Origin of the sequence: Paenibacillus sp. 4624, from assembly GCF_050435065.1 — a bacterium.
GTDB lineage: Bacteria > Bacillota > Bacilli > Paenibacillales > Paenibacillaceae > Paenibacillus > Paenibacillus amylolyticus_D.
Map to the genome: position 1 here is coordinate 104,639 of NZ_JBNDJR010000002.1, position 15,130 is coordinate 119,768.

At 46.7% G+C, this 15,130-nt stretch carries 15 protein-coding genes; 10 read left to right on the forward strand and 5 right to left on the reverse strand.

What is annotated here, in order from left to right:
- The first annotated feature begins 68 nt into the window (after positions 1-68).
- From ABIE27_RS04855 to ABIE27_RS04885, 7 genes are all read left to right on the forward strand, one after another.
- Positions 69-1,385: a sensor histidine kinase gene (locus ABIE27_RS04855; protein WP_123063884.1), complete on the forward strand. Its 1,317-nt coding sequence runs from the start codon at positions 69-71 to the stop codon at positions 1,383-1,385.
- Entirely contained in the window at positions 1,357-2,259 is a 903-nt protein-coding gene (locus ABIE27_RS04860) for a response regulator (protein ID WP_123063885.1), read from the forward strand. The genes ABIE27_RS04855 and ABIE27_RS04860 overlap by 29 nt, the downstream gene beginning before the upstream one ends.
- 319 nt (positions 2,260-2,578) lie before the next feature.
- Complete coding sequence (locus ABIE27_RS04865; RefSeq protein ID WP_429350018.1) at positions 2,579-3,376, forward strand: transporter substrate-binding domain-containing protein; 798 nt, start codon at positions 2,579-2,581, stop codon at positions 3,374-3,376.
- Between the two features lie 18 nt (positions 3,377-3,394).
- Positions 3,395-4,048 carry an amino acid ABC transporter permease gene (locus tag ABIE27_RS04870; RefSeq protein WP_429350019.1) on the forward strand — a complete coding sequence of 218 codons (654 nt, stop codon included), beginning with the start codon at positions 3,395-3,397 and terminating at the stop codon, positions 4,046-4,048.
- On the forward strand, positions 4,048-4,770 hold the full coding sequence (locus ABIE27_RS04875; protein ID WP_123063888.1) for an amino acid ABC transporter ATP-binding protein: 723 nt from the start codon (positions 4,048-4,050) through the stop codon (positions 4,768-4,770). Before ABIE27_RS04870 ends, ABIE27_RS04875 begins: the two co-directional genes overlap by 1 nt.
- Before the next feature lie 258 nt (positions 4,771-5,028).
- On the forward strand, positions 5,029-5,433 hold the full coding sequence (locus ABIE27_RS04880; RefSeq protein WP_429350020.1) for a hypothetical protein: 405 nt from the start codon (positions 5,029-5,031) through the stop codon (positions 5,431-5,433).
- A 48-nt stretch (positions 5,434-5,481) separates the two neighbouring features.
- On the forward strand, positions 5,482-6,609 hold the full coding sequence (locus ABIE27_RS04885; protein ID WP_123063890.1) for an SGNH/GDSL hydrolase family protein: 1,128 nt from the start codon (positions 5,482-5,484) through the stop codon (positions 6,607-6,609).
- A 161-nt stretch (positions 6,610-6,770) separates the two neighbouring features.
- Here ABIE27_RS04885 and ABIE27_RS04890 read toward each other — a convergent pair whose 3' ends face one another.
- From ABIE27_RS04890 to ABIE27_RS04905, 4 genes are all read right to left on the reverse strand, one after another.
- A complete protein-coding gene (locus ABIE27_RS04890; protein ID WP_429350021.1) occupies positions 6,771-7,352 on the reverse strand; it encodes a dihydrofolate reductase family protein in 582 nt (193 codons plus the stop codon).
- Positions 7,353-7,489: 137 nt separating this feature from the next.
- Entirely contained in the window at positions 7,490-8,506 is a 1,017-nt protein-coding gene (locus ABIE27_RS04895) for an aminoglycoside phosphotransferase family protein (protein ID WP_429350248.1), read from the reverse strand.
- A 14-nt stretch (positions 8,507-8,520) separates the two neighbouring features.
- Complete coding sequence (gene rsgA, locus ABIE27_RS04900; protein WP_429350022.1) at positions 8,521-9,594, reverse strand: ribosome small subunit-dependent GTPase A; 1,074 nt, start codon at positions 9,592-9,594, stop codon at positions 8,521-8,523.
- A 500-nt stretch (positions 9,595-10,094) separates the two neighbouring features.
- Positions 10,095-10,661, reverse strand: a complete 567-nt coding sequence (locus ABIE27_RS04905; protein WP_429350023.1) for a hypothetical protein — start codon at positions 10,659-10,661, stop codon at positions 10,095-10,097.
- Positions 10,662-10,845: 184 nt separating this feature from the next.
- Between ABIE27_RS04905 and ABIE27_RS04910 the strand changes: the two genes are divergently transcribed.
- From ABIE27_RS04910 to ABIE27_RS04920, 3 genes are all read left to right on the forward strand, one after another.
- On the forward strand, positions 10,846-11,754 hold the full coding sequence (locus ABIE27_RS04910) for a helix-turn-helix transcriptional regulator (protein ID WP_429350024.1): 909 nt from the start codon (positions 10,846-10,848) through the stop codon (positions 11,752-11,754).
- A gap of 278 nt (positions 11,755-12,032) precedes the next feature.
- Entirely contained in the window at positions 12,033-12,305 is a 273-nt protein-coding gene (locus tag ABIE27_RS04915) for a CD3324 family protein (RefSeq protein ID WP_123063895.1), read from the forward strand.
- A gap of 224 nt (positions 12,306-12,529) precedes the next feature.
- Complete coding sequence (locus ABIE27_RS04920) at positions 12,530-13,105, forward strand: GNAT family N-acetyltransferase (protein WP_429350025.1); 576 nt, start codon at positions 12,530-12,532, stop codon at positions 13,103-13,105.
- A 121-nt stretch (positions 13,106-13,226) separates the two neighbouring features.
- Here the strand turns inward: ABIE27_RS04920 and ABIE27_RS04925 are convergent, their stop codons facing one another.
- Positions 13,227-15,044, reverse strand: coding sequence for an AbfB domain-containing protein (locus ABIE27_RS04925; RefSeq protein ID WP_429350249.1), 1,818 nt, complete (start codon positions 15,042-15,044; stop codon positions 13,227-13,229).
- Between the last annotated feature and the right edge of the window lie 86 nt (positions 15,045-15,130).

Consider the following 15,130-nt stretch of genomic DNA (forward strand, 5'->3'; position numbering starts at 1 on the left):
TTTAACATCAGAAGCGCGAGTCCCAGCAGTGTGGGCTTGTGAACGTTGCGATAGTAGGTGGAAAAGGGATGCGCAATTGGTTCAAAAACGAGAATGTGCAAATGGTTGCCGTTGCCGTGGCTACGTCCGTAGGTGCTCAGTTCAAAATTAATCCCTTTCGGGAAGATTATTTCCGGATTGGCCTCGGGGTCAGCATTCTTTTATTTTTGCTGATGATTATGCCCCATTTATCTTATATAAAAACAGGGATTCTGACGGGTCTCGCGAGCATAGCTTTTCAATCTGCTGACCTGATTCGCCATGTACACACCTTATCCATGCTGGAAAGCATGCGGGATAACCTGGGAGCGGGTTTGTATTATGTGGTCTTTGCCTATGGGCTGAGTAAAATCAAGCGCCGTTTTCATGAGATTCCTCCGCTGCTGCTCGGCGGCATCATCACAGGTATTGATTTTTCCTCCAACCTGGCCGAGTTATTCGTGCGAGGTGTGCTAAGCGGGACGAATATTTTTTATATGCGTGAATGGTTGTATCTGCTGATTGTGGGCGGTCTGCGAAGTTACTTTGTCATCGGGCTGTATAACAGTTTTGCGGTCAGACAGATCAGGCTCCTGCATGCAGAACAGGAAAAGCGGATCGAACAGATGTTAAGTGTGAATTCGGGACTGTACGGTGAGGTTTTTTACCTAAAAAAAGCGATGAATACCATTGAAGGTATTACGGCTAACAGTTATGAGCTATATCGCGATCTGCGTGAGCAGGACATGAACGAATACAGCCAGCGAACACTGGGCATTGCTCAACAGATTCATGAAGTGAAAAAGGATTCCCAGCGCATATTGGCCGGATTGTTGAAGCTGTATGATAACGAGAAGACGGTCAATATGAGTCTGTCGGAAGTAGTGCATTTTGCAGGTAAAGCCAATCGGAAATACAGTGAGATGCTGAACAAACAGGTCAAGATCGAGATTGAACAACAGTGTGAAGGGGAGTCTCCGTACTACGTCCCACTACTTACGGTCATGAATAACTTGCTGGCTAATGCGGTTGAGGCGATTGAGCAGGAGGGCATGATTCGAGTAAGGGTTTTTGAACAGGATGCGGATGTACATTTTGTAGTGACGGATTCGGGAAAAGGTGTACCTGATGCGAAGCGCGGGGTTATTTTTGAACCCGGTTATACGACCAAGTTTAATGAAGTTGGCATTGCTGCCACAGGGATCGGCCTGTCCCATGTACGTGATATCGTTCAGTCGCTGGAAGGACAGATTCAGGTAGAAGATGCTCCGTCCGGACGGGGTACTGTGTTCACAGTCATGATCCCCAGAGTCAATCTAATGAAGGAGGCCGATGCCCATGACACTTTCGATCGTGATCGTGGATGATGATGTGGTGAGCCGCAGCATGCTGCAGGATATCATTGAGAATTGCGGAACCTTAGAGCTGTCAGGCATGGCCGAGGGCGGTCTGGAAGGAGAGCGTGTGATTCTGGATCTCAAGCCCGATGTCGTATTGATTGACCTGTTGATGCCAGATCAAGACGGGATTGAAACCGTGGCGAACCTGAAGCAGAGCGGCTATAGCGGGAAATTTATTATGATCTCACAGGTGGTCAACAAAGAGATGGTGGGAGCGGCCTACCAGAAGGGGATTGAGTTCTTCATTCACAAACCGATCAACTGGGTGGAAGTAGAGCATGTACTCAATAAAGTGAATGAGCAATGGAAGTATGAGCGTTATGTACAGGAGATCAAACAGTCCATGGCTCGGCTGAATCTGGTAGAGGCTCCTACCCCGGCTCCTGCTCAGACCCGAACAGTGCGAGACACGGCGCGAAGCATATTAATGGACCTGGGCATCATTGGTGAGAGTGGGAGCAAAGATATTGTAGCTTTGATGGAGTACGCTATTGAGCAAAAGCAGGCTTCCGAGCTACCGCCGCTGAAGGAATCCTATGAAGCTGTGGCTCAAAAGTACAAGCTAACGCCCAAGGAAGTGGAGAAGGAGTGCAAGGCAATGGAGCAGCGCATCCGCAGAACAGTTCTGACGGCACTGACAAATCTCGCCTCCATTGGACTTACAGATTACAGCAATCCTAAATTTGAGCATTATGCGCCGCTTTATTTTGATTTTCAGGACGTGCGTATGAAGATGAGGGCGATGGAAGAGGAGCAGGCAAGCGATAACAAGAGCAAGGTGAACATCAAGAAATTCCTGCAAGTGTTTTACATGGAGACGGTAGAGAAAATAAATAGCTAAAACAGCAAGTGAATGAAATCAATATCAAAGCGCAGGAATTTGTAATTTTAATTGTAAGATTCTCGAGGCCCTTTTCGAGAGTCTTTTTTTATTTTGTGTTATATAAAGTTACATAATTTATGGTTGTTTGTGCCGTTTATATAGATTTTTGTACTATTAAATAGTTTAAAACAAATGTATGTTAATTTATTTTTCATGAATTGTTAATAAAATGTGTAGGATTGCGTAAGTTCTCGTAGGTGTAGAAATACAATACGTACATAAATACAAATGATCGATTCGGTCGATCCCAAATCTAATCAGGAAAAGGGGTTTTTCCATGAAAAAGGTAGCATCCATCGTTATGGCTTCAGTTCTTGCTCTGGCACTTAGTGCCTGCGGCGCAGCAAAATCAGGAGAAGACAGCAATACCCAATCAGCAAGTGGATCGGGAGCAGCAAAATATACGTTTGGTACGGATGCGACCTACCCTCCGTTTGAGTTTCAAAAGGATGGAAAATACGTTGGGATCGACATTGACCTGATGAATGCCATTGCGGCAGAAGAAGGCTTTGAGGTGGAGATTAAGCCGATGGATTTTAAAGGTATCATTCCAGCCATTACAGCGAATCAGCTGGATGGAGCGATTGCAGGGATCAGTATCACGGATGAGCGTAAAAAGGTTGTGGATTTCTCAGAACCATACTATCAAGCCGGACTGTCCTTAATTGTGAATGAAGCTAACAACGATATTAAGAGTCCGCAAGATTTGAAAGGTAAAACGATTGCGATCAAAAAAGGAACGTCAGGTGCTAATCTCGCTGATGAATATGCGAAAACGTATGGTGCAACTGTGAAATATTTTGATGATAGCCCATCCATGTATCAGGAAGTAGCGAATAAAAACGCGGATGCGACACTCGAAGATTTCCCGGTTGTATCTTATAAAATCGCCATTGACCCTAATTCCAAGCTAAAAATCGTTGGTGACCGCTTGAACGGCGACTTCTACGGGATTGCTGTAGCCAAAGGCGACACTGAATTGCAGAAAAAGATTAATGATGGCTTGAAAAAATTGCAAGCGAACGGCGAATACGACAAGATCGTGGAAAAATATTTGGGAACAGTAGCGAAGTAGAAAGGAACGGTGGTACGGATGGATTCCTCCTGGCAAGTCATACTGGACGCACTGCCTCTTCTGTTAGAGGGAACAGTCGTTACGTTGAAAATTGTTGTGATCTCGCTCATCTTTGCGATGGTGATCGGTCTAGTCTCCGGCCTGATGAGCACTTCCCTAAATTGGTTGTTGCGGCTGGTGGCTTCGCTTTACGTGGATATCATCCGTGGCACACCTCTTCTCGTACAGGTATACTTCATTTACTTCGGTCTGCCGGTGTTCCTGGATATGCGTATTCCAGCCATGACGGCAGGAATTATTGCGGTTAGCTTGAACGCTGGTGCATACATCTCGGAAATCTTCCGGGCAGGCATCGAGTCCATCGGCAAAGGGCAACATGAGGCCGCAAGATCACTGGGTCTAAGCCGGTTTAAGACTATGTGGCTTGTGATCCTGCCGCAGGCAACACGCCGTATGATTCCTACTTTTGTGAACCAGTCCATCATTACCATTAAAGATACGTCACTCTTATCAGCCATAGGTATCGCTGAGTTGACACAAACGGGGGAGATTATTATCTCTTCCAACTTCCGGGCTTTTGAAATCTGGGGTGTTGTCGGCATATTTTATCTGATCATCATTGTGCTGTTATCCCGGGCTTCCCGATTCATTGAGAGGAGGTATGCAATCTGATGATTACGGTAGAGAACTTGAGGAAACAGTTTGGTGCGAACGAGGTGCTGAAGGATATCTCCACAACGATTCGGGAGCAGGAAGTGGTATGTGTAATCGGCCCTTCGGGGTCCGGCAAAAGTACGTTCTTGCGTTGCCTCAATCTTCTGGAGGAAGTCACGTCAGGCAAAGTAATTATTGGCGAAGTGGAAGTCACTTCACCCAAGACCAACATCGACGAGCTGCGCACCAATGTCGGCATGGTATTTCAGCAGTTCAATCTGTTCCCGCATCTGACCGTGCTGGAGAACATCATGCTGGCGCCTAAACATATCCGGAAACTGAGTAAAGCCGAAAATGAGAAAAAAGCAATGGAACTGCTTGGCAAGGTAGGGCTGTCTCAGAAAAAGGATGCCTATCCCGAGCAACTGTCCGGCGGACAGCAGCAACGTGTAGCCATTGCGCGCGCACTCGCGATGAATCCGAGTGTGATGTTGTTTGATGAACCGACCTCTGCTCTTGACCCCGAGATGGTCGGGGAAGTGTTGCAAGTTATGAAAAACCTTGCGCATGAAGGGATCACAATGATTGTGGTGACACATGAGATGGGCTTTGCCCGTGAGGTCGCGGACCGAGTGATCTTCATGGACGGCGGTTATATTGTCGAAGAAGGCACGCCGGAGGAACTTTTTCAGAATACGCGTCATGAACGAACCAAGGCATTCCTAGGTAAGGTGCTGTAACGCGCAGAATAGAAGCCCGATAAGGCTACCTTTTTTCCTACGGTAATCAAAAATAAATGAACATATCCCTTACGGGCAAACCATAGACTTGAGCACATCTGATATGATGAACTTGAACAGGGTTGCTTGCAGGGGATTTTTGCTGTTGTGCGTAATACATATAAAAAAACTCTATATAAGTTGGAGTGTCCATGTAAACATATAGATAGATTCATCAGTAGCGTCAGTACATATCACCACCAGGGAGGGCATGGGGTTATGGAGCGAATAACTCAGATGGATAAAGTGATCTTCCGAGCACATCTGTTACAAGCCATCGAAGAGATTAGGGAGCGGGACCAACAGGAGTATGAGGAGATTGGCTTGCTCATTGAGCCATCTCCCGAACTGGACAAATCGCTGAACGGTGCAGACGAGATGATGCGGCTGGTGGTGCTTGCTCCGCAGAATGTAGAGCATCGGCAATTTACAGTAGATGAGGCTGTGGATCTCTTGTGCTGGCATGTTCCGCTGGTTCCTCTATGGATTGATGTTTCGTTGGTCAGAGTCGAGCGGAAGCGGGCCATAGTCAGACTGATCTGCAGTCTGCGTCTGCGCAAACCCACACAGCTTCTTCATGCGGAAACAGGGCATGCTCCATTCCGGGTGGTAGTGCCCGATTAGTGAAATTTTAAGTGAGATTTTAATTATGAATTTAACAGGAGGGTTCCTATGAGTAATAGCACCAATGAAGAATTAGAGGTCATTGCCATTTCAGATGTACAGCATGTAAAAATACACGGCAGAACTACGGCGGGGCGGTCACCGGTGACTTTGTTTTGGACAGGCAGTGCAGTCGAATTTAACATACGGGGTGCGGAATTTTGGGTAGAAATCGAGTCGTCCTATGATCTGCTTGAGCCTTGGATCAGTATTGTTATTAATGGTGTTCCGGTAAGTCGTCAGATGTTAATCAGAGGCAGAGCCTGGATCTGTGTATTTCGTGGCATGAATCCTAATATGGTCAAAAATGTGCGTATCATCAAGGATGTACAGGCGATGAGTGGTGACCCGAACAACAGTCTGCAGTTTCATGCGGTGAAGGCTGATGGCACGTTCCTGCCTGTGAGAGAGAAGCCTCTTAAAATCGAGTTTATCGGAGACAGCATCACCTCGGGAGAAGGAGCCATTGGGGCGAAGACAGAAGAGGACTGGATACCGATGTGGTTCAGTGCACTGCACAATTATACGTTCATGACGGCTGAAGCATTAGGTGCAGAGTATCGTGTCATCTCTCAGAGCGGATGGGGCGTGCTGAGCAGTTGGGACAACAACCCGAATGGCAATATTCCGGAGTATTATGAACAGGTCTGCGGTCTGCTGAAGGGGGAGCGAAATGAGCACCTTGGCGCGTTAGAGCCACATGATTTCAACTCATGGCAGCCTGATGTTATTGTAGTCAATCTGGGTAGCAATGACGACGGCGCATTCCAGTCTCCAGCTTGGACAGATCCACTGACCGGACAAGTGTACAAGCAACGCCTCAACGAAGATGGGACGTATCACGAGGCGGACTTGGCCAAGTTCGAGAAGGCGGTAGAGCAGTTCCTGATCAAGCTGCGAAAAAACAACCCGCAAGCGCATATCATATGGGCTTATGGCATGCTTGGAGCTTCTTTACTGCCCGCGATCTACCGTGCAGTGGATGCCTATCACAAGCAAACAAGAGATCCTGCTGTTTCGATCCTGCAGCTTCCGAATACGACCGAGGAAACGATGGGTGCAAGGACACACCCTGGCGATCAATCACATCGCCGGGCGGCTGACGTTTTAACAGAATACATTGGGCGAATTCTATAATATACAAGTTGAACTACATTTTTTACACGGAATACTCCGTTTTTGTGCAAATGAACAGTTCAACTTGTGTAGGTTCTCCGATGGCAGCTTCTATGATGTTTCTGTGCCGTGGAATAACGAAAGACCGTACAGCGGGTTGCTGTACGGTCTTCGTTGAGTTTTTATGGAGTCTGGTCGTTTAATTCTGGTGAACCCTCTGTTACAAGACTACGCTGTACTTCATAACGGATGGATATGATTTGTCCAAGCGTCTGGGTACGAATGGTTTTCAGCAGGGTCGGCACGGTGCCCTTTGGAAATAAGGGAATACCTTCACCCAGTACTTTCGGGATAATAGCGACCTCAATCTCATCCAGGACTTGTTGCTCCATCACCGCCTGAACAAGTTGTCCTCCACCTACAACCCACACATCTCCCTCAGAGGTCTGTTTTAACCGGGAAATCAGCGTTTCCACATTCTCGGTTGTGAATTGTACATGCGGTGCAGGTGGCTGTTCTGAGCGAGAAAGTACATAGGCCGGACGATCTGCATAAGGGAAATCCTCGGATAAAGTAAGCACTTCCTCATACGTAGAACGCCCCATAATTACACTCCCGATGGTCTGATAGAATGCGGCATAGCCGTTATCTCCTCCGTCACCTTGCACATCAAACAGCCAATCGACCGAACCATCCAGTCGGGCAATATATCCATCCAGACTCATTGCAATGTAGAGAATTGTTTTCGAATTAGATGTAGCCATATTTCATCGCTCCTTCCTTTGATACCTATAAGATACAACATAACTATGACAATAATTGACGTAGTTTAAATGCTTATTTAAAGTACAGCCAAGGAGGGAGCTTGGAAGCCTGGATAATCAATGAACTACCGCACCGTTTATCCCTGTAGCGGGCTATGTTTCATTTCATAGATTTTCTGTAGTATACGCAGGTTTTCTTCCTTCGCCGCATCGGACTCGGCATGTACATAACCTTCGACAAGTCTGTACCCGAATACGATCAGAATCATCTCATGCACGCAGTGGCTAGCGAGTGGGGGAGCCTCGGCATATTCTGCAAAGCCCTTGTAATACGCAGGAACACAGCGCTGATAATATTCCACCATATGCTCAATATCGCACTCATCGGCAACCAGGCTTGCGATATCCTCTCCAAAGTATCCCCACCCCGAGGTATCCCAATCAATGAGCGCGATGTTCCCATCGGCATAGATCAGATTGGTTACCCAGAAATCCCGATGGTTTAACACAAGGGGCAACTGTTCGATACGAGCGAATATTTCGTCCGAGTGTTCATCCATATCGATCAACATTTGCCGGATATGGGGTGGGAACTCGCAGTCTTCAGAACGGATGTAATCATAAACGACAGGCCATGAGCGATAGTGCAGATACGTATTTTTCATGAGATCGGCATGGCTCAAGTTGGTCAGACTCTTCAGCGCTGACGGTTGTTCTGCGTACAGTTTACCTTGATAACGCCCTAATTCCAGTGCAGCCTGTTCATACATTTCAATAGACAGATCCAGACCGGACACACCATCGATATATTCCAGCCACAGTTGAAATTCATTTTCTTCAGCATTCATCTCCGCGTAATAACATGTGGGCCAGCGGAAGGTTTCCGAGAATGTCGTTCCGAGGTCAGAGATGTACAGATCATATTCCCGGCGCCAGGAACCGGGATCGTTATAACGTTCCCATTGTTTCTGAACCTTCAGTACAAGTTGGTAAGGCAACTTTTGGCCATCTTCGGTTTCGGCTGTTCCCGTTACCAGATTGACGTTGCCCACAGTTCCGCCATGCAGAGTTGTTGTATGATATTCCGCTTTCAGAATATTCATCTTAAAATATTGGTTTAAAACATGAGTTAAGGTTTGCATCTTTATTTTCATCATCTTCGTCTTATTCATTTCTTCCGACCTCCGCTTTTGTTGGTTTGTTTACTCTGAATCCTGTTGATTTTGTTTTTTGCTCTTTTTTCGATGAGGTAGTTAGTTTTGTGTTGTACATACTTGTTCTCTGACTGCTGGGAAATATAATTCTCCCAACGTTCATGCTGTAATGAACCGTCCGCGAGTGCTGAGAGAACTGCACATCCAGGCTCGGTCTTATGGCGGCAATCGGTAAAGCGGCACTGAGCGAATAATGCTTCGACATCGGCAAAGCTTGCATGAATACCTTCGTCAGCATCGAAAAGCCCAAGCTCACGCATGCCAGGAGTATCAATAACCATTGCGCCCGAAGGCAACATGAAGAGTTGACGATGTGTTGTGGTATGGCGTCCACGGCTGTCGTCCTCCCGTATGGCCTGCACTTTCATGACGTCATTTTCAATTAATGCATTGAGCAGAGAGGATTTACCCACGCCAGACATGCCGAGAAATACAACGGTTTGACCTGGTGCTAGATATGTGTCCAGTTCGTTCAGCCCCAAGCGAGTGTGACTGCTGATCACGTGAACAGGTACATCGGAGATCCTTTGTTTAACTTCCGTGAGCATGGCATGATCTTCTGTAACGAGGTCTGCCTTGGTCAAAATGATGACCGGTTTACCACCGCTTTGTCTGGCTTGTGTCAGGTAACGCAGAATGCGATTCACATTGAAATCTTGGTTTAGCGAAGTGAGGATAAATACAACATCGAAATTGGTGGCGACAACCTGCTCCAATATCGTTTTGGCATAGCCTGCAGCATGGCCTGCATAGTCTGCACGCGAGAATTTGGACCTTCGGGGCAGCACCTTAACAATCAGGGAACCACCGATATTGTTGTAGCGCAGCAGGACAAAATCCCCCACACAAGGAAAGTCAGTTGGCATATCCGCCTGATAATAAAATGAACCTTTTAGTACAGCGGTGACTTCACCACGCTCTGTCATGACGGTGAATTGCTCCCGCCGCAGTTCCGTTATTCTGCCAGGTAACAATCCATCTGGAACATCTTCTGTTTCGATATATCCGTAGTTTTTTAAAGTCATCATTGGTATAAGGTTAGCTCCTTTATGTTGTTTTTGGACGCAAAAATGCCGCAAACAAGCAGCCTCTTACGAAGCTGCTGTTCTGCGGCATCAGGACGCAAAAAAGATACGACCTTCATCGTATCTGCAAACAGCAATATTCACGAAAGGTTACTTTGGATGGCATAACAAAAAACACGGGCGACATCCCGCTTTTTTTCAGATATGCCAGCTATTCGGTTTTAATACTGAACCACCATATCCATATAAGTAGCAGCCATTTAAAACCTCTCCCTTCGTGTAAGGAACTTGCTTATCGCTAAGCTGTCTTTACCATAACCTGTAATGGAAAATAATTCAATGTTATTTGTATGCAGATTTCAATCCGCAATGACATGATCCGTGACATGTTTTAATTCAAAATGCTTGGAACCCCGAAAGGCTGCAATCCTGTCTCTCAAGATAATCTCTCCTGTCTGTGCTCTGGTTGAATCAGCATGGATTAGCCGTAGTAACTTCGTATGTTATGAACGTCTGTAAATGACGAAGCGCCCTTCACTGGCAGATTCGCTGCCGATCCAACCGACAGGCATTCCCTGATTTTTATAGACATTAAACATGGATTCAAAATAAGGATGTGGCTCCTTGCATAACAATCGAGCTCGTGCAATCTGAAATAGATCGCCGCTGATGATATCAGCGAGATGGTTGAGTTGATCAGGCTTCAGGCACAGTTCATCGACCATTCCCTCTAATTTATTTTTCATTATGCCGTAGAAGTCTTGCTCTTCTTCATACAGAATGAACGCTTGGGCAAGAGATCTCTGTTCCTCACCGGAAGCGGGCGGAATATCTCCTGAGGCATCTGCGGTGATGTCTAATAAAAAATAAAAAGGCGGCTCTACATCCTCATCCTGGTAAAATATCAAGGCTTCCTCTAGATTCGTAAACGGATTTGGTGCCTCAGAAGCTGCTCCATCTACTGCAACGCCATCGGCAAAGGGAAGATACGGCCTCTTTAATATATCGCCGTGTTCAATGTAATCCAGAACCTCACGTACATCTAGAGAGAAAATTTCTTTACTGGTCATCGCTCGTCTCAGCTCCCGACATTTAGTGGTAGATGCTTTATAATTCTACATCTATGTGCGGAGGGCCTGCCTGCAAAGTAAACTCATTCAAGGATGCTATAACGTCTTCGCGTTCGTGGAACAGCTCGTATGTGTTACAATTTTTCTATGACAAAATGTGACGTAGTTAAAAGGTGGGGAGATTTTGAATCAACGTAGGTTGGCGATGATGCGCCTCATGGATTCCAGACACAAGTTCACAGCTCGGGAGCTGGCAGAACGATTTGACGTATCGATGCGTACCATTCAGCGTGATCTGGACGCATTACAGGAAATGGGGTTTCCCTTATATACCGAGGTAGGTGTTAACGGCGGATATCGGGTGTTGCCCAATCGGATTCTACCGCCATTACAGCTTACACAACAAGAAGCACTGGGTCTGTTTATGATGCTTGAATATTTGGAGCTGGTTCCTGATTTTCCGTATGGTTCAATTCGTGAACATCTGGCAGAACAGTATTTCTCTACACTGCCTTCGGATGTACAGGAACGGATCGCAGGGTTGCGGGAACACATTGCTTTTATGCAGCATCCGGGTGATCATCACGATTCCCTTACATCGGAACTGTTAACAGCCGCAGTTGAGAAGAAAGCTATTTTATTCATGTACAACGCTCGTAGTGGCTGGAAAAAGGTAAACGTCTATCCCTTGGGCATCTATTATGAGCGGGGGTACTGGTACATGCCTGCACGGGATAACGATCACGTGTTGTTATATCGTGTGGATCGAATAAAGCAGCTTACGGTGCTGGATCAGATCGATGAATCTGTACCCACACTAAAAGCATGGCTGAAACAGGCAACGCACACAGATGGCGAAGAGGTTGTACTGCAATTCACGGAATTCGGGGCAAGAATAGCGGCATCGGACGTGATATTTAAGACGGTGACAGACCAGAAATGGAGCGGTATTGTGCCTCACTCGGAGTTTGCTTTTACCGCGCGTAGGTTGCTCTCCTATGGTCCCGAGGTCAAGGTAATATCTCCACCAGAATTACAGGAGCAGGTACGTACGATGTTGGAACAAAGCGTAGCACAATATAGGGAGGATTAGAGGATATCGGCTTTCCGTATGGAAGATATAGAAATGTTACCCGAAATGACTGGGCACACGTAATGCAACCTTATATAGACTCACGAAAGGGGGGCTACCATGATTCGATTCATAATAAATTTCACGACACGCTCTATGCAGAGTCCATGCGAGGAACAACGGCGGTTGTTTGCATAGAGCCTGATAGCCATTTCCGCCATCATTGATATGATAAAATCAGAAGTTTTCTCGTAAGACCCTGCTACCTTAAAGATTAACTTTTTAAGGAGTGGAGTACGATGAAATATGTGAATGCGGATGCCGTCCTTCCGAAGGCATTGCTCGAAGAAATACAGCGACATCTTCCTGGTGGATTAATCTATATTCCGAGGCCGAAGGATACCCATAAGAAATGGGGAGAGAATTCAGGCGGTCGACAACTAATTCGGGAACGGAACCATGAGATTCGCCAGAAGTTTGCAACGGGAGCAACGATCGATAAGCTTGTAGAGCAATATTGTTTATCTCTGGAGAGCATCAAGAAAATTGTATATTGCAAAAAAGTGAAGTGAAGTTGAAATCAAGTGAAATGAAACTGGATGAAGTGTGAGTCACATTCGAGCTATTGGATGTGGCTTTTTACTATGCACTTTTCGTGTGCAGACATGTGGATGTACAAAATGGTTTGAAAACGAATAGTACATATCTGTCCACCGCCAGTATTCGTACAATGGAGTCTAGAGGGCAAGTTTACTTATATAGAGTAAGGAAACGGGCGTAACCAGCGGAAGGAACGGTGATCTGGATAGAGATGAACATGCATGTGGAGCTGACGAATCTGGAAAAGGCATATATCATCAAAAACATGTATCCGTTATACCTGTATGACCTGTCTGGACATTATGGGCTGCAGGAGGGACATCGACCGAATAAACATGGCATTTACGAGGAAAGTTCTGCCTACCGAACATTACAAGATCAGTATGATGTGCAAAATGTATGGTGGGAAAAGCCGGGTCGTCTCTATCCTTTTCTGATCATGGCTGAGGACAGACCTGCAGGTTTCGCACTGGTGGCAACACCGCCTCACTGTTCACCAGGGGTCGATTTTTTCATGCACGAATTCTTCCTGCTGCAACCATATCGGGGAATGGGCATTGCGGAGCAAGCGGCGGCAACGATCTTCGCCATGTTTAAGGGCAACTGGGAGATATTCACCAATCTAGGGGAGAAAAACAAAGTGGGTCAGCATTTCTGGCGCAAGACGGTAGCGAATTATACGCAAGGTTTGTACGAGGAAGAAGTAGCCGTAACCGCAGACGCGGATGGGCTCAAATTAATCTTTCGTTTCTCGAATCATAGGTTAGATTGATGGGTATATCCGGAAGTCAGCTTTCCGACATAAAAGTTCTACTCCACTACAAACAGACTATTTCTTGTGAAGGAAATAGTCTGCTGAGCATGGAGAAAGGCTGTTTTAACATCATCGTTGCTTAGAAATTCGTCCGTGCAAACGTGGCGTCTCCTTTTGTAGTCGCATTGCTGGCGGCATTCACGGCATCTAGCTGCAACACATAATCATAATGTCGGATGTAATATCCCGGTTGACTGTAGGATTGCAAAGAAAGTTTGTTACTGTCAGCCCAGCCGGGGCTAATCAGGAACGTTGCATCCTCTTTATATGCGGTGGTGTTTGTGAAGGCTTCGAGTACAATTTTGTTATTTGCATTGCGTTTCAGGAAGTAACCAGGGTGGTTGATTGCCTCTAGCGAAACACCTGTAGAGCTGGCAAGACCCGGTACAACGCGGAACTGGGCATCCAGAGCCGGGGAGATATTCGCATCAATGCGAGCAACATAATTGGCGTGACGGATCATGCGATCCGGCACATTGTGTGAAGTGAACTGGCTGTAGCCTGTAGCTTCAGGCGTGGATGGGCCCAGCATTTTGACTTCATGCAGTGTTGGGGTATACCAGTTGCCCGGATTGTTCCACAAGACAGCGTTGACCATATTTATTCGCACATAGCGGGCCGTGAAATGCACCGCATCCGTGGTGAAACCATATGTCAGATTATTGGTGCGATCCAGCGTGGAGTAGTTTATACCATCGTTGCTAATTTCGATTTTGTATTTGTAATACCCCTCGGAACCTTTATACATAAACCACGAAGTGTTAATCTCCGTAATTGTCTTTGGTGCTCCAAAATCGACCTGCCACCACGCAGGCCAGCTATTGGAAGAAGCCACCCACGAGGTCTGATAGTTACCGTCATTGACAAGGGAAGGGGACGAGCCAGAGGCCGTCGAGCTGGCCGAAGCTGTCTTGCCTTGGGCATGATTGACGAGAGGGGGCAGCGTGACCTGGCCTGTTGCCGCGTCAATATTCCATGTGGTATACCATTCCAGTGACGCCGTTCCATTGCCGTCATTCAGCGTAAGGGGCAACCAGATATGCTTGTGCTCGCCCAGATTCATCGGATTCCAGCGATCCGCCATATAGATATACGACGTGGTGCTGCTACCCTGAATCGTGGCAATATCATGAATCTGGGAGCCGAAGGCCGATGGATTGCCATAAGGCATTAGTGCAGACCATGGCCCGGTCATTGAAGTAGCTGTAGCATACGCACCCTGATTCGGATACCAGCCGGCGGCCTGGGAGGTGAATAGGTAGTAGCGATTTCCCTTTTTCACAACAGCGGGGGCTTCTCGGTATGCATTCTCGAATAGCCATCCTTCAAAAGACTGTACCCCTGTATAACTTGCATTCATCTTAAAAATAGCCATCGTATCATTCGCACCACCGTTTTTACGGGAGGCCGTTACGAGATAACCTGTGCCGTCCGTGTCCACAAAAACAGTCATGTCACGAGATTCATAGTCAAGCGGGCGGAAGCTGCCCTCATACGTAAATTTGCCATTAGGTGTACTGCTTGTGGCTACCGCTACGCGGCCGAGATTATAATCTGTACCGTTCTCGTAATGAGCCCAGAGTACATATTGCTTGGTGGAGGCATTATAGATCACTTTGGGACGTTCAATCTTGCTGGAGGCGAGTTCTGTTGCGGAGCCTTTGGTCAGGATGGCATTGCTAAAAGTCCAATTTTTCAAATCGGTTGAGGTGTAGACGTTCACACTGTCAAACTTACCGCCTACCGCGTGTTCACCATACAGATAATACGTTGAGCCAACCTGCAGGATGTTACCGCTGTTGGCGTGAATGGGATTGCCAGCCGTATCAAGCCAATCGGTGCCATTGGTAATTGCTACACTTGCCGCGCTACTTCGTTCAGGATGTAGACCAAACATCGTTAATGCGAGTGTGAAAACCAGAAGCCAGACCGTTTTACGTTTTCCCATTACGTACACCTCCATCAAGATTAGAAGATATTAAA

Bases quoted from the DNA above. Each gene is read 5' to 3' on its own strand.
- ABIE27_RS04885 (WP_123063890.1), top strand. From the start codon at position 5,482: ATGAGTAATAGCACCAATGAAGAATTAGAGGTCATTGCCATTTCAGAT.
- ABIE27_RS04870 (WP_429350019.1), top strand. From the start codon at position 3,395: ATGGATTCCTCCTGGCAAGTCATACTGGACGCACTGCCTCTTCTGTTA.
- ABIE27_RS04915 (WP_123063895.1), top strand. From the start codon at position 12,033: ATGAAATATGTGAATGCGGATGCCGTCCTTCCGAAGGCATTGCTCGAA.
- ABIE27_RS04905 (WP_429350023.1), bottom strand. From the start codon at position 10,661: ATGACCAGTAAAGAAATTTTCTCTCTAGATGTACGTGAGGTTCTGGAT.
- ABIE27_RS04865 (WP_429350018.1), top strand. From the start codon at position 2,579: ATGAAAAAGGTAGCATCCATCGTTATGGCTTCAGTTCTTGCTCTGGCA.
- ABIE27_RS04875 (WP_123063888.1), top strand. From the start codon at position 4,048: ATGATTACGGTAGAGAACTTGAGGAAACAGTTTGGTGCGAACGAGGTG.
- ABIE27_RS04860 (WP_123063885.1), top strand. From the start codon at position 1,357: ATGACACTTTCGATCGTGATCGTGGATGATGATGTGGTGAGCCGCAGC.
- rsgA (WP_429350022.1), bottom strand. From the start codon at position 9,594: ATGATGACTTTAAAAAACTACGGATATATCGAAACAGAAGATGTTCCA.
- ABIE27_RS04895 (WP_429350248.1), bottom strand. From the start codon at position 8,506: ATGAAAATAAAGATGCAAACCTTAACTCATGTTTTAAACCAATATTTT.
- ABIE27_RS04880 (WP_429350020.1), top strand. From the start codon at position 5,029: ATGGAGCGAATAACTCAGATGGATAAAGTGATCTTCCGAGCACATCTG.
- ABIE27_RS04925 (WP_429350249.1), bottom strand. From the start codon at position 15,044: ATGTTTGGTCTACATCCTGAACGAAGTAGCGCGGCAAGTGTAGCAATT.
- ABIE27_RS04890 (WP_429350021.1), bottom strand. From the start codon at position 7,352: ATGGCTACATCTAATTCGAAAACAATTCTCTACATTGCAATGAGTCTG.
- ABIE27_RS04855 (WP_123063884.1), top strand. From the start codon at position 69: ATGCGCAATTGGTTCAAAAACGAGAATGTGCAAATGGTTGCCGTTGCC.